The sequence below is a fragment of the Serratia sp. J2 genome (genome assembly GCF_046269175.1).
Lineage (GTDB): Bacteria > Pseudomonadota > Gammaproteobacteria > Enterobacterales > Enterobacteriaceae > Chania > Chania fonticola_C.
This window is the reverse complement of the sequence record NZ_JBKABN010000002.1, coordinates 158,485-177,198: the sequence shown is the minus strand read 5'-3', so window position 1 is coordinate 177,198 and position 18,714 is coordinate 158,485. Positions and strand designations below refer to the sequence as shown.

General features: G+C 54.6%; 12 protein-coding genes. 4 read left to right on the top strand and 8 right to left on the bottom strand.

What is annotated here, in order from left to right:
* Positions 1-94: 94 nt before the first annotated feature.
* From aceF to pdhR, 3 genes are all read right to left on the bottom strand, one after another.
* Positions 95-1,963: a pyruvate dehydrogenase complex dihydrolipoyllysine-residue acetyltransferase gene (gene aceF / locus ACKWMY_RS02720; RefSeq protein WP_261160260.1), complete on the bottom strand. Its 1,869-nt coding sequence runs from the start codon at positions 1,961-1,963 to the stop codon at positions 95-97.
* Positions 1,964-1,976: 13 nt separating this feature from the next.
* Positions 1,977-4,640, bottom strand: coding sequence for a pyruvate dehydrogenase (acetyl-transferring), homodimeric type (aceE, locus tag ACKWMY_RS02715; protein ID WP_024528344.1), 2,664 nt, complete (start codon positions 4,638-4,640; stop codon positions 1,977-1,979).
* Between the two features lie 165 nt (positions 4,641-4,805).
* Complete coding sequence (pdhR, locus tag ACKWMY_RS02710) at positions 4,806-5,570, bottom strand: pyruvate dehydrogenase complex transcriptional repressor PdhR (RefSeq protein ID WP_021179689.1); 765 nt, start codon at positions 5,568-5,570, stop codon at positions 4,806-4,808.
* 606 nt (positions 5,571-6,176) lie between these two features.
* On the opposite strand from pdhR, the gene ACKWMY_RS02705 reads away from it, so the two are divergent.
* Positions 6,177-7,556: an amino acid permease gene (locus ACKWMY_RS02705; protein WP_074029640.1), complete on the top strand. Its 1,380-nt coding sequence runs from the start codon at positions 6,177-6,179 to the stop codon at positions 7,554-7,556.
* A gap of 55 nt (positions 7,557-7,611) precedes the next feature.
* Here the strand turns inward: ACKWMY_RS02705 and ACKWMY_RS02700 are convergent, their stop codons facing one another.
* From ACKWMY_RS02700 to ACKWMY_RS02690, 3 genes are read right to left on the bottom strand one after another with little or no spacing between them, the layout of a single operon-like run.
* Positions 7,612-8,853 carry a c-type cytochrome gene (locus ACKWMY_RS02700; protein WP_409485846.1) on the bottom strand — a complete coding sequence of 414 codons (1,242 nt, stop codon included), beginning with the start codon at positions 8,851-8,853 and terminating at the stop codon, positions 7,612-7,614.
* A complete protein-coding gene (locus ACKWMY_RS02695; RefSeq protein ID WP_065684544.1) occupies positions 8,853-9,404 on the bottom strand; it encodes a (2Fe-2S)-binding protein in 552 nt (183 codons plus the stop codon). Before ACKWMY_RS02695 ends, ACKWMY_RS02700 begins: the two co-directional genes overlap by 1 nt.
* A complete protein-coding gene (locus ACKWMY_RS02690) occupies positions 9,401-12,190 on the bottom strand; it encodes a xanthine dehydrogenase family protein molybdopterin-binding subunit (RefSeq protein WP_065684545.1) in 2,790 nt (929 codons plus the stop codon). The genes ACKWMY_RS02695 and ACKWMY_RS02690 overlap by 4 nt, the downstream gene beginning before the upstream one ends.
* Positions 12,191-12,446: 256 nt before the next feature.
* Between ACKWMY_RS02690 and ACKWMY_RS02685 the strand changes: the two genes are divergently transcribed.
* From ACKWMY_RS02685 to ACKWMY_RS02675, 3 genes are all read left to right on the top strand, one after another.
* Positions 12,447-13,028, top strand: a complete 582-nt coding sequence (locus tag ACKWMY_RS02685) for an NTP transferase domain-containing protein (RefSeq protein ID WP_161711681.1) — start codon at positions 12,447-12,449, stop codon at positions 13,026-13,028.
* A complete protein-coding gene (locus ACKWMY_RS02680) occupies positions 13,028-14,002 on the top strand; it encodes an XdhC family protein (RefSeq protein ID WP_065684547.1) in 975 nt (324 codons plus the stop codon). The genes ACKWMY_RS02685 and ACKWMY_RS02680 overlap by 1 nt, the downstream gene beginning before the upstream one ends.
* A gap of 258 nt (positions 14,003-14,260) precedes the next feature.
* On the top strand, positions 14,261-15,655 hold the full coding sequence (locus tag ACKWMY_RS02675; RefSeq protein ID WP_409485845.1) for a sugar porter family MFS transporter: 1,395 nt from the start codon (positions 14,261-14,263) through the stop codon (positions 15,653-15,655).
* Positions 15,656-15,709: 54 nt separating this feature from the next.
* Here the strand turns inward: ACKWMY_RS02675 and ACKWMY_RS02670 are convergent, their stop codons facing one another.
* Positions 15,710-16,600: a helix-turn-helix domain-containing protein gene (locus tag ACKWMY_RS02670; protein ID WP_098929816.1), complete on the bottom strand. Its 891-nt coding sequence runs from the start codon at positions 16,598-16,600 to the stop codon at positions 15,710-15,712.
* A 160-nt stretch (positions 16,601-16,760) separates the two neighbouring features.
* Positions 16,761-18,407: a class I fumarate hydratase FumA gene (gene fumA, locus ACKWMY_RS02665; RefSeq protein WP_024484031.1), complete on the bottom strand. Its 1,647-nt coding sequence runs from the start codon at positions 18,405-18,407 to the stop codon at positions 16,761-16,763.
* Positions 18,408-18,714: the final 307 nt, after the last annotated feature.

Genomic DNA, 18,714 nt, shown 5'->3' with positions numbered 1-18,714 from the left:
TGACCCGTGTCCCAACAATTCTGTCGAGTCATGCAAAACCCGACAAAACTGCTACTGAATTACTAAGGGCGCAGCATGCTGCGCCCTTTTTTCATTACATCACCAGACGGCGAATGTCGGCCAGCATGTTGTTGATGATGGTGATAAAGCGCGCACCGTCAGCACCGTCAATCACCCGGTGGTCGAAGGAGAGCGACATTGGCATCATCAGACGCGGCGTGAACTCTTTACCGTTCCAGACCGGTTCCATCGCAGACTTGGAGACACCCAGGATAGCCACTTCCGGCGCGTTAACAATCGGCGCGAAGTGAGTAGTCCCGATACCGCCCAGGCTGGAGATGGTGAAGCAACCGCCCTGCATTTCGCCTGCGGTCAACTTACCGTCACGCGCTTTTTTGGAGATCGCCATCAGTTCACGGGACAGCTCAGTGATGCTCTTCTTGTTCACATCCTTGAATACCGGAACCACCAGGCCATTTGGCGTATCTACCGCCACACCGATGTTGATGTATTTCTTCAGCGTCAGCTTCTGGCCGTCTTCGGACAGTGAGCTGTTGAAGCGTGGCATCTGCTCCAGGGCAGCGGCAACGGCTTTCATGATGAACACCACCGGGGTGAACTTCACATCCAGCTTACGCTTGGCAGCTTCGTCGTTCTGCTGCTTGCGGAACGCTTCCAGATCGGTGATATCGGTCTTGTCGAAGTGAGTCACGTGCGGGATCATCACCCAGTTGCGGCTCAGGTTGGCACCAGAGATTTTCTGGATGCGGCCCAGTTCAACTTCTTCGATCTCACCAAACTTGCTGAAGTCCACTTTCGGCCACGGCAGCATGCCTGGCAGGCCACCACCGGTAGCGGCAGGAGCGGCTTCGGCGCGTTTGACCGCGTCTTTCACGTAAGCCTGAACGTCTTCGCGCAGGATACGGCCTTTACGACCGGTGCCCTTCACTTTCGCCAGGTTAACACCAAACTCACGCGCCAAGCGGCGGATGACTGGGGTAGCGTGAACGTAGGCGTCGTTTTCAGCGAACTCGCCTTTACCAGCAGCAGGTGCAGCCGCTTTAGCTTCCTGCTTGGCTGGAGCCGGAGCTGCTTCTGCTTTCTGGGCCGGAGCAGCGGCAGGTGCTGGTGCAGCGCCTTCCACTTCGAACACCATGATCAGAGAACCGGTTTTCACTTTGTCGCCGGTAGCGATTTTGATTTCTTTCACGGTGCCCGCGAACGGTGCCGGAACTTCCATAGAAGCCTTGTCACCTTCAACGGTGATCAGTGACTGCTCAGCGGCAACTTTATCGCCCACTTTCACCATCACTTCGGTCACTTCTACTTCGTCGCCGCCAATGTCTGGCACTTCGACGTTTTTCGCCGCGCTTGCCGCAGGGGCAGCAGCCGGTGCCGCCTGGGTAGCCGCAGCAGCAGGGGCAGCAGCCGCGCCAGCCACTTCGAAGACCATAATCAGGGAACCGGTTTTCACTTTGTCACCGGTGTTGATTTTGATCTCTTTCACGGTACCGGCGAATGGCGCAGGCACTTCCATAGAAGCCTTGTCGCCTTCTACGGTGATCAGAGACTGCTCGGCAGTCACGGTATCGCCAACTTTCACCAGGATCTCGGTGACTTCAACTTCGTCCGCCCCGATGTCCGGCACTTCAACGTCTTTGGCTGCGGCAGCGGCAGGAGCCGCGGCCGGTTTTTCTTCTGCCTTGGCGGCTGGTGCGGCAGCGGCCGCACCTTCTGCTTCAAAGATCATCAGCAGTTTGCCCGTCTCGGTTTTATCACCGACGGCAACTTTGATCTCTTTCACCACGCCAGCCTGCGGCGAAGGCACTTCCATGGAGGCTTTGTCGCCTTCCACGGTGATCAGCGATTGTTCAACTTCAACCTTATCGCCAACCTTCACCAGGATCTCGGTGATTTCAACTTCATCTGCACCGATGTCCGGCACTTTGATTTCGATAGACATTGTTCAGTACCTCTTATGCCAGACGCGGGTTAACTTTTTCTGGGTTGATGTCGAATTTCTTAATCGCATCAGCGACCACAGAAGCTTCAATTTCACCGCGTTTAGCCAGTTCACCCAGAGCAGCAACCACCACGTAGGAAGCATCAACTTCGAAGTGGTGACGCAGGTTTTCGCGGCTGTCTGAACGACCGAAGCCGTCAGTACCCAGTACGCGATAATCGCTGGCTGGTACGAAAGTACGAACCTGCTCTGCGAACAGCTTCATGTAGTCGGTAGACGCTACCGCTGGCGCCTCGTTCATCACCTGAGCGATGTAAGGCACACGTGGGGTTTCGGTTGGGTGCAGCATGTTCCAACGCTCACAGTCCTGACCATCACGCGCCAGTTCGGTGAAGGAAGTTACGCTGTAGGTGTCAGAACCCACGCCGTAGTCTTTCGCCAGGATCTGCGCAGCTTCACGCACATGACGCAGGATCGCACCGGAGCCCAACAGCTGTACTTTACCTTTGCTACCTTCCAGAGTTTCCAGCTTGTAGATACCTTTACGGATACCCTCTTCTGCGCCCTGTGGCATGGCTGGCATGTGGTAGTTTTCGTTCAGCGTAGTCAGGTAGTAGTAGACGTTTTCTTGCGCGTCACCGTACATACGCACCAGGCCGTCATGCATGATCACCGCGACTTCATACGCGTAAGCCGGATCGTAAGAGATGCAGTTAGGGATGGTCAGAGACTGAATGTGGCTGTGGCCATCTTCGTGCTGCAGACCTTCGCCGTTCAGGGTAGTACGCCCTGAAGTCCCGCCGATCAGGAAGCCACGCGCCTGTTGGTCACCCGCTGCCCAGCACAGGTCGCCGATACGTTGGAAACCGAACATGGAGTAATAGATGTAGAACGGGATCATTGGCAGATCGTTGGTGCTGTAGGAAGTCGCTGCGGCCAACCAGGAAGAGGCTGCACCCAGTTCGTTGATACCTTCCTGCAGGATCTGGCCTTTCTCGTCTTCTTTATAGTATGCAACCTGCTCACGGTCCTGCGGGGTGTACTGCTGGCCGTTCGGGCTGTAGATACCGATCTGACGGAACAGACCTTCCATACCGAAGGTACGCGCTTCGTCGGCGATGATTGGCACCAAGCGATCTTTGATCGACTTGTTCTTCAACATCACGTTCAGGGCACGCACAAAGGCGATGGTGGTAGAAATTTCTTTGTTCTGCTCTTCCAGCAGTGAGCTGAAATCTTCCAGAGCTGGCATTTCCAGCTTCTCGGTGAAGTTCGGCAGACGAGTCGGTACATAGCCTTGCAGCGCCTGACGGCGTTCGTGCAGATACTTGTACTCTTCGGACTCTTTCTCGAAGGTGATGTATGGCAGTTTTTCGATATCGGCATCGGCCACTGGCACGTTGAAACGATCGCGGAAGTGGTGAACCCCTTCCATGTTCATTTTCTTCACCTGGTGAGCGATGTTCTTACCTTCCGCAGTTTCACCCATGCCGTAACCTTTGATGGTATGGGCCAGGATCACGGTTGGTTTGCCTTGGGTATCCTGCGCTTTTTTCAGTGCAGCAAAGACTTTCTTCGGATCGTGACCACCACGGTTCAGCGCCCAGATTTCGTCGTCGGTCATATCTTTGACCAGCGCGGCGGTTTCTGGGAAGCGGCCGAAGAAGTGCTCACGCACGTAAGCGCCGTCTTTGGATTTGAAGGTCTGGTAGTCGCCGTCCAGGGTTTCGTTCATCAGTTGGATCAGCTTGCCGCTGGTATCTTTACGCAGCAGTTCATCCCAACGACCGCCCCAGATCACTTTCAGCACCTGCCAGCCAGCACCTGCGAAGATGCCTTCCAGCTCGTTGATGATCTTGCCGTTACCAGTGACCGGGCCATCCAGACGCTGCAGGTTGCAGTTGATGACGAAGACCAGGTTGTCCAGCTTCTCACGGGTTGCGATGGTGATCGCACCTTTGGATTCTGGTTCGTCCATCTCGCCGTCGCCCAGGAAGGCATAAACGGTCTGGCCAGAGGTGTCTTTCAGACCACGGTGTTCCAGATACTTGAGGAACTTGGCCTGATAGATGGCGCTGATCGGGCCCAGACCCATGGAGACGGTCGGGAACTGCCAGAATTCAGGCATCAGTTTTGGATGCGGGTAAGAGGACAGGCCTTTACCGTGCACTTCCTGACGGAAGTTGTTCATTTGATCTTCGGTCAGGCGGCCTTCAAGGAAGGCACGTGCATAAACGCCCGGAGAGATGTGGCCCTGGAAGTAAACCAGATCGCCGCCGTCTTTCTCGTTGCGAGCACGGAAGAAGTGGTTAAAGCAGACTTCATAGAAGGTCGCAGAAGATTGGAAGGAAGCCATGTGGCCGCCCAGATCCAGATCTTTCTTGGAAGCACGCAACACGGTCATCACGGCGTTCCAACGGATAGCAGAACGAATACGACGCTCCAGATCCAGGTTGCCCGGGTATGCCGGTTCGTCTTCTACCGCGATGGTGTTGACGTAGTTGTTAGCCGCAGCACCCGCTGCAACGCTAACACCGCCCTTGCGGGCTTCTCCCAGCACCTGATCAATCAGGAACTGAGCGCGTTCAACACCCTCTTCACGGATGACCGATTCGATCGCCTGCAGCCAGTCGCGGGTTTCGATCGGATCCACGTCATTGTTTAAACGTTCTGACATGGTGGTATTCCTTATCTGTCTAATGGTTTGTTTGGAGCCTGTCTTCGTGCGTTCTGTCATAAAACGCACGAAGACAGGCTCATCAGTTTGGTTGCCGCTTAAGTACTTAACTAAGCACTCCGAGCTTTATCTCTACAAGCTGGTGTGCCTTGAAGAGAACCACTCTTAATCCTTGCGTTGCTGGAGACGCCGCAGCGATCGATCACGCCGGGTGTGTTCCCTGCTGAGATCCAGCAAAATTTCCTCGATAAACGCCAAATGGCGGTGCGAGGCTTCACGGGCCTTTTCAGGTTCGCGTGCCACAATCGCCTCAAAGATCCCGGCGCGATGGCTACTCACTGTTGCCAACATCTCACGGCGCGAGTAGAGCAATTCAAAGTTCTGACGAACGTTCTGTTCCAGCATCGGGCCCATACAGCGCAGCAGATGGAGTAACACAACGTTGTGGGCAGCCTCGGTCACGGCAATTTGGTATTGCATGACCGCGTCGGCTTCGGCGTCTAGATCGCCACTGTCCTGAGCTTGCTGGATCACATGATGGCAGTCGCGGATGCGCGCCAGATCTTCGTCAGTCCCACGCAACGCCGCATAATAGGCAGCGATACCTTCGAGGGCATGACGGGTTTCGAGCAGGTCGAATTGTGATTCAGGATGATCGGCCAGCAGTTCAGCCAGCGGATCGCTGAAGCTCTGCCACAGATTAGTTTGTACAAAGGTGCCGCCTCCCTGGCGACGCAGGAGCAGCCCTTTAGCTTCCAGACGCTGAATTGCCTCTCTCAGAGAAGGACGGGAAACATCAAACTGTTTCGCCAGCTCGCGCTCTGGAGGCAGCTTTTCGCCTGGACGTAGCGTACCCTCGAGGATCAGGTATTCGAGCTGCTGCTCGATAACATCTGACAACTTGGGTTGGCGGATTTTGCTGTAGGCCATGGGTGATTTCTTCTCTGCGAAGTGCCCGGAGTCAATTGGTAATACCAATTTCAAAAACGTGACGGTAAAGTAACAAAGTATTCACCTCCTGTCCATATGGGCCTTGATCGAAATCATGAATGCCGCACATTTTAACACTTCAATCCATAAGCCTTTGCAAACCGGCAACCCAGCGTTGGTAATACCATTTACGAGGTAGTCGCCAAATTTAACTTTTGTGAAACCTCTGGTTAGAAGAATGCCGGGGTTATATGGCAAGGAGATTAAGGGTTATTTTCGCTTTACTACCGCTTCCCCAGCCCCTCCCCGTTAACAAAAAAACAACAACAATGGCGATTATTTTTGCCAATTCTGTGAGTTATTGCTTATTTCGTGCACGCAATCCCCCCGCTCGTCACACAACCCGCATTTTGTTGCCTAAACTGCTGCAATCTTCATCATTCGAACAACAAAGCAGGTGCAAACTTTCGCACATACCATTATTCTCTGCCAAACGGTAGCGACACCGTAGAATTTATAGCTATAACGTCGTAAACAAAAAACAACACACATCGTAATCATTACTTTACGGTAATGAGCATTATGTCAGCACAGAGGGTTTCATTGATGGATGGTCAACAGCATGGCGACCAGCTAAAGCGCGGCCTGAAAAACCGCCATATCCAGCTGATCGCCTTAGGTGGCGCAATAGGTACCGGTCTGTTCCTCGGTATCGCTCAAACAATAAAAATGGCCGGTCCGTCGGTCATCCTTGGTTATGCAATTGGCGGTTTTATTGCCTTCCTGATCATGCGTCAACTGGGTGAAATGGTGGTTGAAGAGCCGGTGGCCGGATCGTTTAGCCACTTCGCCTATAAATACTGGGGGAACTTCGCCGGTTTCGCGTCCGGCTGGAACTACTGGGTGCTGTACGTGCTGGTTGCCATGGCGGAACTGACCGCGGTGGGCATTTACGTGCAGTACTGGTGGCCGGAGATCCCAACCTGGATCTCCGCTGCCGTGTTCTTCCTGGCCATCAACGCCATCAACCTGTCGAGTGTGAAGGTCTATGGTGAAATGGAGTTCTGGTTCGCCATCATCAAAGTAGTCGCCATCATCGGCATGATCGCCTTTGGGGCCTACCTGCTGTTCAGCGGCCTCGGCGGCCCGGAAGCCAGCGTCACCAACCTGTGGGCCCAGGGCGGGTTCTTCCCGAACGGCACCATGGGGCTGCTCATGGCGATGGCGGTGATCATGTTCTCCTTCGGTGGATTGGAGCTGGTGGGCATTACCGCCGCCGAAGCCGATAACCCGGAAAAAAGTATCCCAAAAGCCACCAACCAGGTGATCTACCGCATCCTGCTGTTCTATATCGGTTCGCTGACTATTCTGCTGTCACTCTATCCGTGGGGCAAAGTGGTCGAAGGCGGCAGCCCGTTCGTGCTGATCTTCCATGCGCTGAACAGCAATATGGTCGCAACGGTGCTCAATATCGTGGTGCTGACGGCTGCGCTGTCGGTCTACAACAGCTGCGTCTATTGCAACAGCCGCATGCTGTACGGCCTGGCCAAACAAGGTAATGGCCCGAAAGCCCTGCTGAAAGTGGATAGCCGCGGTGTGCCGGTAGTTGCCATCGGTTTCTCTGCGTTGGCAACCGCACTGTGCGTGCTGATTAACTACCTGATCCCAGGCCGTGCCTTTGAGCTGCTGATGGCGCTGGTGGTGTCTGCCCTGGTGATCAACTGGGCGATGATCAGCCTGGCACACCTGAAATTCCGCAAGGCGAAAAACCAAGAAGGCGTCGAGCCGAAGTTCAAGGCCTTCTGGTATCCGTTCAGTAACTATCTGTGCCTGGCCTTTTTGGCCGCCATTCTGGTGATTATGTATCTGACACCGGGGATCCAGATTTCCGTGCTGCTGATCCCGGTATGGCTCGCTATTCTCGGCATCGGTTACTTCATCAAGCAGCGCGGCCAGCGTGCTGTAAGCGCGACCAATACCCACTGATATCGTTGTTGACGATCAATAGGCCCGCATGCGGGCCTATTGTTTTTCTTCACTATTAATGGGCGTTGCGCAGAGCCTTCACCTGCTCGGCGGTGATATCCGCTGGCAGCCCACCCCAAGTGACACGCAGGTAATTCACCAGCTCGGCAATTTGCGCATCATCCAGACGATCGGCAAAGCCCGGCATGCTCTGCATACTTTCGTTGCCGGGGAACTGCTGCGCTGGTAGCCCGTCCAGCACCGAAACGATCAGGTTCTTGCCGTCTGGTTGGCGCAGCGTGGCGTTATCACGCATCGCTACTGCAACATGCGGTATACCTGCACCATCACGCTCATGGCAGGCGGAACACTGATCGAGATAGGTGATACGCCCGGCATCGCTGCCCTGCCCGATTTTAGCGGCAACCGGCTGTGGTGGCTTGTCGCCCATCAGGTAGGTCACCAACGCCCGATGATCTTCCGGCGTCAAATGACGAGTGCTGAGATCGACGACCATGTGCATTTCGCTAAACGCCGAGCCCTGCGGCGCTAACCCGGTGCTGAGGAAACGGCTTAGATCCTCTGGCGTCCAGCCGCGCTGAGCCAAAGCCTGTGGCGTGATATCCGGTGAGATAAACCGCCCCAGATCGCCGCCCTGCATCGGCTTGCTCAGTTCCATCTGCCCCAGCATGCCCCGTGGCGTATGGCATTCACCACAGTGGCCAAGCACGTCAGACAGGTAACGGCCACGCTGCCATTCGGCGGAGTTCCCCTCCGAGCTGGCCGGTAACGGATCGCTGTTGCGGAACAGCAAATTCCAACCGATCAACGCCATCCGCTGGTTGAACGGGAATGGCATCTCGTTGGCTGGAATGGCCACATCCACCGCCGGGCGCGACATCAGATAGGCATAAATAGCATCCGCATCCTCACGCGAAATGCCTTTGTAGGAGGTATAAGGCATCGCCGGGTACAGATGGCGGCCACCCGGAGCTACCCCCTGCGTCAACGCCAGGAAGAAATCATCCTTGGTCCAGCGGCCAATACCCTGATCGGCAGAAGGCGTCAAGTTGCTGCCATAAATGGTGCCGAACGGGGTATCCAGCGGATAGCCTCCCGCCAGCGGTGCCCCACCAGCGGCGGTATGACAGGCGGCACAGTCGGCAGCCTGCGTCAGGTAACGCCCACGGGCAATCTGTTCGCTGCTGGCGGTAACCTGCTGGACTGGGCCGTCGTAGCTGCGGTTTTCCCGCCACCACAGCACGGCGATGACAATCGCCGCAATCAGCACAATCAACAATGCGAGACGTTTTTTCATTACGCCGTCTCCTTCAGCAGGCCTGGGGTTTTCAGCACCACGTCACGCACCGCCTCGTAATAACGGACATAGCCGGTACAGCGGCAAATATGGTTTTCCAACGCCTGCTCAATCGCGCCTTCCAACTGGTCACGCAGGATTGGCTCACGCTTGAGCTTCTCGACAAAGATGGTGGCCGCATTGACAAAGCCCGGCGTGCAATAGCCACACTGGAAGCTGTAGTGATCGAGGAACGACTGCTGGATAGGCGAGAGTTCAACCACTTCGCCCTGATTATCCACCTGCGCAACGCCTTCGATGGTGCGTACCTGTTTGCCATTGAAAAAGTGAGCACCGGTGATACAGGTACGGATTTCTTCGCTGGTGCCACTTGGATGGTCGAGGATCGCCACGCAGGCGTGGCAAATACCCTGCCCGCAGCCGAGACGTGATCCAGTCAGATCGAGATATTCATGCAGAAAATCGATCATCATCAGCCCTTCCGGTACCTCGATAGGGCCATATTGTTTGCCGTTAATGGTCAGGGTAATGGGTTGGGTTTTAATGCTCATGGTAACACCTCAAGAATATTTTCGGCACGGACGGGCAAATCACGGAAACGATGACCGGTGGCATGGGCAATGGCGTTAACCAGTGCAGCGACCACCGGGATCATGACGACTTCCGCCATTCCTTTCGGCGGATCGGTTTCCGACAGCGCAGGCAGGATGTCACCGGTCTGTTTCCAAACCGCCACATCGCTGGCGCGCGGCAAATGGTAACGGTTAAAATTCCAGGTGCCGTTACCCGGCCCATCTTCGTACAGCGGTAAATACTCATGCAGCGCATGGCCGATCCCCATCGCCAAACCGCCCTGCAACTGGCCAGAAACCAGCTCAGGCACGATCAGGTTGCCACACTCCATGATCGAATGATGATTCAGCAGTTCGACCTTGCCGGTGGCGATATCCACCGCTATTTCCGTCAGCGTACCCACGGCGCTGTAATAGGTCACAGCGGCGTTATTACGCTGGGTTGGCGGGTAATAAACCTGCTCACGCTCCAGAGCGCTAAACTCGCCGTGGCCAGTGCGTATCGACAAGCCGTCGACAGGCAGGCGCTCGCTGTGATTATTCAGCTTGAAGTCCGCTTCCGCCCACTGCCAGCGGTTGAAGACATGCACCACCGCGCCGGTCAGGTTGCCCATCTGATAGGCTTTCTTCGCCAACAGCTCAAACGGCAATATCTGCATACCGGCCGCCGTCAGGCCACCTTCCACCCAGCGAGCATCTTCTTTACGCACCACCAGCGGTGCCGCCTGGCCACCACCTATACCCGACTGCCAGATAGACAGCGCGGCAGGCCACAGCCCCTGTTCAAACACCAGCCGGGCCGCTTCACGCGTGCTGTGCGAGAAATAGTAAGCGGAATTGCTGGCGCTGGAAGGAGAACAGTAGCTTGGTGTCCAGTTCGGGTTGGTTTGCAGCTTGTCCTGCTCATCCTGCGACATCGTGTAGGGATCGCCGCTGGTCACCATCGGCAACAGGGACCAATCGGTCACCGAGAAATGAGCCTCATCTGCCGGTTTCCCCAGCCATTGTGCACATAGCACCGACTGCGACGTTGACATGCCGGTGCCCATTTCGGCCCCGCTGTGATACAGCGAGATACGCCCGTCCTCGCTGAACTCCACACGAGCAAAGGAGGTTTCAGCCCCGGTGCCAAAATCTTTCTGCACGCAGCCAAAGCCTACGCCATAGCGTTTGCCGGGATTCTTACTCTCAAACTCCACCTTACGCTCGGCTCGTTTGCGCCACATCTCATGTTGTGAGGCTTTCACCAGCACTTCATCGGCGCGAATAGCCCCTGCCGGGATTGCACCCTGGGTATTTTTCATGCCGGACTTAAGCACGTTGCGCAAACGAAACTCGATCGGATCGAGCTTCAGCTCTTGTGCCAATTCGTCCATCATCATCTCGGTGGCGGCCATGCTTTGCAACGTGCCGTAACCGCGTGCGGAACCCGCATCGATGGCACGAGAGGCCAGCCCGACCGAGGAAAGATCGCTTTTCGGGAAGTAGTAAATCGACTGTGCCGCCGTAGCCCCCACCATCACTACCGATGGCGTAAAGTTACAGCGCCCACCACCGTCGGCGGTCATTGCCCCTTGGAAGGCCTGCAATACGCCGGTCTGTTTGTCTACCGCAATGCGGTAATCCATATCGAAGGCATGGCGTTTGATCGAGGTCTGGAATTGCTCATAGCGGTCATTAGCCAGCCGCACCGGTAGCCCGTCACCGTACAGCGCGGCAACCGCACCGTAATACGGGAAGTTATAGTGATCTTTCGAGCCGTAGCCCACGGTGTAGCACGGGTGCAGGATTAGCTGTTTAACCGGCTGATGACGTTTGGCCAACATGCGTGGCATTTCGTCCGCTACCTCCTGCGGGGACTGGGTCGGGATCACCAGATGCAGGGTCTGGCTGGCGGTATCAAACCAGCCATTGGCGTTGTCCGGCTCCAGGGCCGAAGTATCAACGGATTGCGTGGTATAGCGGCGTGACATTACCAACCAGTCCTGCGGTGGGGTTTGCAGTTGGTCGGCAATCATCCCGGCGTAGTACATGCCTTCCTGATCCAGCTTGCCGCCCTCACGCCCTTCCGGCCACACCGGCAGATGTCTGCGCATCGAAAGTGGGAAGATAGGGGTATCTTTCAGGCTGGAGAAGCGATCGTCATCGAATGGCTTTTCGCCCCCGACGCGCACGTAGCGGAAGCTGCCCCATGGATCGCGCTGTAACGGGCCGGTTTCAGTACCATACTGGATCACTTCGTCGTGGAATTTCAGCTTGTCTTTGGCAAAGCGGAAACGAGCAAAATCATGATAGATCAGGATTGCCACCGCATGGCCGAGATAGGCTGGGGTTTTCCCTGTGGGCAGCAGCATGTCATCGCCATAAAACGCCGGGAAGGCCAAACCATCACGCTCAAGATCTTCCGCCGTTACTATCCGATCCGGTTGCAGATCGTCACCCAGCAGGGAGAGATCGATACCGGTAAACAGACGATCGGCTTTCGTGGCGCGCAGAATAAAGGCATGAGCCTGCTGCTGCGGCCAGTGTGGCATATCAACGGCACGAATATCGCGGGCAAACACTTTCTGGCCCATGACCTTGGAGCGGCCATCGATACGGTAGCGAATGCGTTTAGTCTGCGCATCCCAGTTGGGCGATTGCAGGATCTTCTGCTCAAACAGCGCGGCATAAGCGCGGCTGTAAAGAGGCGCGAGGTAGACTGACACCCCCGCTATCACGGCACCCTTGATAAAACGGCGTCGTGACGGGTTGAAATTGCTCATAAAATATCCTTTACGTTCTTATCTACCCCCTAACATCTAGATGCAGGCATTAGCGCCTTAACCCGAAGGCTGGAGGTAAGTCGTTTTTTATCGGTTTTGTTGCGCAACCGCTGGTAACCTTGCCGAAGACGTTATAATCATAAGCTTATAACCAAAATTATGTGAGTATTAACATTTTGTTTTCATAAAATGAAACACTTGGAAACATGTAATGCATCTATAGTGTGGCTGATTTGCGCAAACGCGGGCAAAAGAGATGACGACAGGTATCGTGATTACCGCCGCCGGGCGGGGTGAGCGTTTTATTCAGGCCGGTGGCAGTGGCAACAAGCTTAACGCCCTATTACAGGGCAAGACGGTGTTCGAACATACGCTGCAACAGGCGCTAGCCTCCGGTTTACCGGTGCAGGTCGTCACCCGGCCAGAAAACCTGCCGGTGCAACAGGTTTGTGCCGCATATCAGGTTCCCTGCACCTTACTGGCCAGCGGTGGGCTGGGTGAATCTATTGCCGCAGGCGTTGCCGCAACCGCAAACTGGAATGGCTGGCTGATCCATTTAGCGGATATGCCTTTTGTCTCGCCGCAGATCTTTGTGCAGGTAGCAGCAGCGCTGAGCCAACACAACATCGTTCGCCCCAGTTTCCAGCACCAACCCGGCCATCCAGTGGGGTTCACCGCCATTTTGCGCAAACAACTGTGTGCATTGCATGGCGATAATGGTGCGCGAGAGCTGCTACGCAGTCACGGGGAGGTTTACCTACTCCATCTCGACCAACCGGGCATCGTGCAAGATATCGATCTCCCTTCCCAGCTAGTAGCGAATGAGTCCATTAATTAATGCAACACCTTGATATCACCGTAGTTGGCCAGGCAATCAACTGGCTGGAACAGCAGCCGGTGTGGCTGTGTACCGTATTGAACACGTACGGCTCATCACCACGTTCTCCAGGCGCGTTGATGGTGGCTACCCGCGACGGACACTATTGTGGATCGTTATCCGGTGGCTGCGTGGAAGAAGACTTCTTGCGCCGTCTGGCTGAGGGGGAATATCAAGCCGCCAGTCAGGTGATCCGCTATGGTGCTGGCGGGCTAACCCCCAGCGTGGCGCTGCCCTGTGGTGGCGTGCTGGACGTATTGATCGAGCATCTGCCCGCAGGCCCTGCCAGCATTAGCTACTTGCGTAATATCGCCGAGGCCTTGGCTGGCCATCATGCCCTGGTCAAGCACCTGACCTTGCCCAATGCCTGTAGCGCGCTGGAAACCACCAGCTTTGCCAGCGCCACCCAGGTCGTGCGCAACCAACAGGAGATCCAGTTGCACATCGCCGCCGCTCCTCGGCTGCTGATTGCCGGGCTTTCTAGCGTCGCGCTGTATTGCGCCGACTTTGCCAGCGCACTCGGCTTTGAAGTGTTGGTATGCGAAAACCGCCCGGAAGCGTTGGAAAACTTCGCCACACAGCTCAAACCACATATCACCTTGCTACGCCAGTTCCCAGCCAAATTCATTGAGGCAGGCGGTTGCCACGCCAACACCGCGATTGTGGCGCTGACCCACGATCCGCGTATGGATGATTTAACCCTGATGGAGGCGATCTACACCCCGGCGTTTTACATCGGCGCGATGGGTTCCCAACGGAACAGCGATCGCCGCCGCCAGCGGCTGCAACAGATCGCCGAATTCAGCCCACAGGAACTCGGCCGTATCCATGCGCCGATCGGCCTGCCGCTTGGCAGTAAAACCCCGGCGGAGATCGCGCTGGCCGTGATGGCCGATATCGTGCAGCAGAAGAACCAACTCCGCCAACCCATTTGAATACCTGACGCGATCCTTCGGCTATGACAAATCATTGGCCGGTCAAAATGAAAGCGATTACACAAATTGGCATATAAAATCACCAATCCTATTTTAAACCATGGTTTAACATCTCATATTCATGATGTTAAATCGTAAGCCATAAACACATTGAGTGTAACCGATTACACCAAATGTGATCGATAGCACGTTAAATCATCACCTAGACCAATAACATTGCCTATTAACGAATCATCTATCTGGTTAACCGAGGCCGTTATGAGTACATCATCAACAAGTAAAGGCAGATCGAATGCCCAAGTGACCTTCTTTGTCTGTTTTCTGGCAGCACTGGCAGGCTTACTGTTTGGGCTGGATATCGGCGTGATCGCCGGAGCATTACCTTTTATTGCTCATGAATTCCAAATCACTTCCCAACAACAAGAATGGGTGGTGAGCTCAATGATGTTCGGTGCAGCAGTTGGCGCTGTCGGCAGTGGCTGGCTCTCTTACCGGCTGGGGCGCAAATACAGCCTGATGATTGGCGCCGTGCTGTTTGTCATTGGCTCGCTTTGCTCTGCTTTCGCCCCCAACAACGACATTCTGCTGGTTTCCCGCGTTCTGCTCGGCCTGGCAGTAGGCATCGCATCCTTCACTGCCCCGCTGTACCTTTCTGAAATCGCGCCTGAACGCATTCGCGGCAGCATGATTTCCATGTACCAGCTAATGATTACGATAGGGATCCTGGGGGCTTATCTGTCCGATACGGCTTTCAGCTACAGCGGTTCATGGCGCTGGATGCTGGGTATTATCACCCTTCCGGCTTTGTTGCTGTTCGTTGGCGTGTTCTTCCTGCCCCGCAGCCCTCGCTGGTTAGCGTCACGTGGCCGTGATGCAGAAGCCAGGAAAGTGCTGGAAATGCTGCGAGATACGACCGAACAGGCGAAAGCCGAACTGGATGAGATCCGTGAAAGCCTGAAAATCAAGCAAAGCGGTTGGGCACTGTTCAAAGACAACAAGAATTTCCGCCGTGCGGTCTATCTTGGCGTATTGCTTCAGGTTATGCAGCAGTTCACCGGCATGAATGTCATTATGTATTACGCGCCGAAAATTTTCGATCTGGCCGGTTTTGCCAGTACAGCGCAACAAATGTGGGGAACGGTGATCGTCGGGTTAGTGAACGTGCTGGCAACCTTTATTGCCATCGGCCTGGTGGATCGTTGGGGCCGTAAACCTACGCTTAAGCTGGGCTTCCTAGTGATGGCCATCGGCATGGGGACATTGGGCACCATGATGAATATCGGCATGAATACGCCTGCGGCTCAATACTTCGCGATACTGATGTTGATGATGTTTATTGTCGGTTTTGCCATGAGTGCCGGCCCGCTGATTTGGGTATTATGTTCAGAGATCCAACCGCTTAAAGGCCGTGATTTCGGTATCACCTGCTCAACGACGGTAAACTGGATCGCCAACATGATCGTGGGGGCCACCTTCCTGACGATGCTCAACAGCCTGGGCAGCGCGCATACCTTCTGGATCTATGCCGGGCTGAACCTGGTCTTTATCTTCATTACCATTGCCCTGATACCTGAAACCAAAAATATTTCTCTGGAACATATCGAGCGAAATCTGATGGCAGGGAAACCGTTACGGGAGATTGGTTCACACTGATCGAGGTCTTTGATTATCGCCCGTTTCGGGCGGTATTTACATCCGCAACGGCAATCAGGAGCGCGGGCTGGTTTTCTCTGCGAAGGCTTTGTCTGGCACTATTGGGATGAGATACTCATATTCCAGGTACAGCTCTTCGTCACCATCGAGCGAGTAGCTATGCTGCGCAATATCGTACCCTTCCCGGCGTACCAGATTAAACTGCGGCAGAAGTTTGGTATAAACGCTGGCAATATGCTCGTGAAGGGCCACCGGTTTGCCAGCATAGCGAAAGCGACAATAACCGCCGCTGATTTCCGGAAGTTCCGGCAAAGATTTACCTTTGGCGATCGCTTTATCAACCGCAACAAAATAGTCGACCTTCACCCGCTCACCATCCGGCGTAAAATTGGTTAGTGCATAAAGTTTATCTGGATTTAAACTAAACTCGTCACAAAAACGATCCTTTATTCCATCACGAATTGCCGCGTGGGATTCGCCCAACTGTTCAATTTCGATGTGATAAGAATAATACTGACCGGCCAGCGAGTAGCTGTCTGGTTTAACCTCAACATAATCAATAGAGATATCGCTAGGTTGATTCAGCGACAGCGATTGCACCAGATGGCTGAAATCACAATTCTGGGCCTTACGGTAGGCGCTAGGTGTGACAGAGAAATGTTTTTTGAAACAGCGTGAGAATGTCTGTTGGGAATCGAACTGATATTCCAACGAAATATCCAGAATGCTTTTCTGCGTAAAGCGTAATGAAAAGGCCGCCAGATAGAGGCGACGGGCGCGGATATAAGCAGCAAGTGGCAGGTTGGTCTGTCGGCGGAACATGCGCTGCAGATACCATTTCGAGTAGCCGGATTTTTCGCAAACAATATCCAGTGATAGTGGATTGCGTAGGTTATTTTCTATCCAGACCAGTAATTCTTTGATATGCGTTTCCTGCGTCACCATTACTCTTCCTAGCCAAAATTGTCCACGGCAATGGTATACAGATTTATTTAGAGCGTCCAAAGCGACGACACTATTTTACAAAGGTTGACGAATTCATCACAAACATCACAGCTTGTTACTCAAAGTACAAGCCGCCCACCAGGGGCGGCTATCAATCAGATTACTTCACACAGCGCGTACATTGAGATTCCTGGATCTTCTGGAAGAAATCATTCCCTTTGTCGTCCACCAGAATAAAGGCCGGGAAATCTTCCACTTCGATTTTCCAGATAGCTTCCATACCCAGTTCAGGATATTCCACACACTCCAGGCTCTTGATGCTCTGCTGTGCCAGCACCGCCGCCGGGCCACCAATGCTGCCAAGATAGAATCCGCCGTGCTTGTGGCAGGCATCCGTCACCTGCTGGCTGCGGTTACCTTTGGCCAGCATGATCATGCTGCCGCCGTGTGACTGCAACAGATCGACATAGGAGTCCATGCGCCCTGCCGTGGTTGGCCCCAGAGAACCTGAAGCATAGCCTTCTGGCGTTTTGGCCGGGCCCGCGTAGTAGATCGGGTGATCTTTCACGTACTGCGGTAAACCTTCGCCACGATCCAGACGCTCTTTCAGCTTGGCATGGGCAATATCACGCCCAACGATGATGGTGCCGCTCAGGGAAAGACGGGTAGACACCGGATACTGTGACAGCTGCTTGAGAATATCGGCCATCGGGCGGTTCAGGTCCACCTTGATCGCTTCCCCTTCACCCGCGCGGCGCAGTTCCTGTGGAATAAATTTACCTGGGTTATGCTCCAGTTTCTCCAGCCAGATCCCCTCACGGTTGATCTTGCCTTTGATATTACGGTCGGCGGAGCAGGAAACCCCCATCCCCACCGGGCAAGAAGCGCCGTGGCGTGGCAAACGCACTACGCGCACGTCGTGGGCAAAGTATTTGCCGCCAAACTGTGCACCCAGGCCCAAATTCTGGGCTTCTTTCAGCAGTTCCTCTTCCAGTGCCACATCGCGGAACGCCTGGCCATGTTCGTTGCCTTCGGTTGGCAGCGCATCATAGTATTTGGTTGAAGCCAGCTTCACGGTCTTCAGCGTGGCTTCCGCCGAAGTGCCACCAATCACAAAGGCCACGTGGTACGGTGGGCAGGCCGCGGTGCCCAGAGTACGCATCTTGTCGACCAGATAGTCTTTCAGCTTACCTGGGGACAGCAGCGCCTTGGTTTCCTGATACAGATAGGTTTTGTTGGCCGAACCACCGCCCTTGGCGATACACAGGAATTTATACTCGTCACCATCCACGCTGTAGAGATCGATCTGCGCAGGCAGGTTGCTGCCGGTGTTGACCTCCTGGTACATATCCAGCGCGGCGTTTTGCGAATAGCGCAGGTTGTCTTCGATAAAGGTGTTATATACCCCACGCGACAGGGCTTCTTCGTCCCCACCACCGGTCCAGACGCGCTGGCCCTTTTTACCCATGATGATCGCCGTGCCGGTATCCTGGCAGGTTGGCAAAATACCCTTGGCGGCGATTTCTGAGTTACGCAAAAATTGCAGCGCAACGTACTTGTCGTTTTCACTGGCATCGGGGTCATTGAGGATATCCGCCACCTGCTGCTGGTGCGCAGGGCGCAACATGAACGAGGCGTCGTGGAAAGCGTGCTGGGCGAGCAGGGTCAGGGCTTGCGGGTCAACCTTGAGGACTTCCTGGCCGGCAAATTCGCCGACGGAAACGTGGTCACGGCTTAGCAGATAGTATTCGGTATCGTCTTTCTTCAGCGGGAACGGATCTTGATAATGGAACGGTTTATTCGACATTGATCTCTCACTTGCAACATCAGCTGCGTTAAATTCACACTTACCCAGCGTGCTCGGGGCGCGCTGCGTCAAAAAAACTCCCCACACCTTACGTATTTTTAGGTAGTCAGTTATTGCGCCAAATCGCAAAATAACCTGTATTAACGTAGGGACTTAACGCTGGCGATGTTTTTCTGACCTCATCCGGTGAGAACTGCGGGTACAGACTCATCATGCACGGATTATTATCCCGCAGTTAACACAATGATTACAATCGATGTGAGTCGATCGGCTTATCATTGTGGGAAAATAGCTGCCCCCCAGAAGC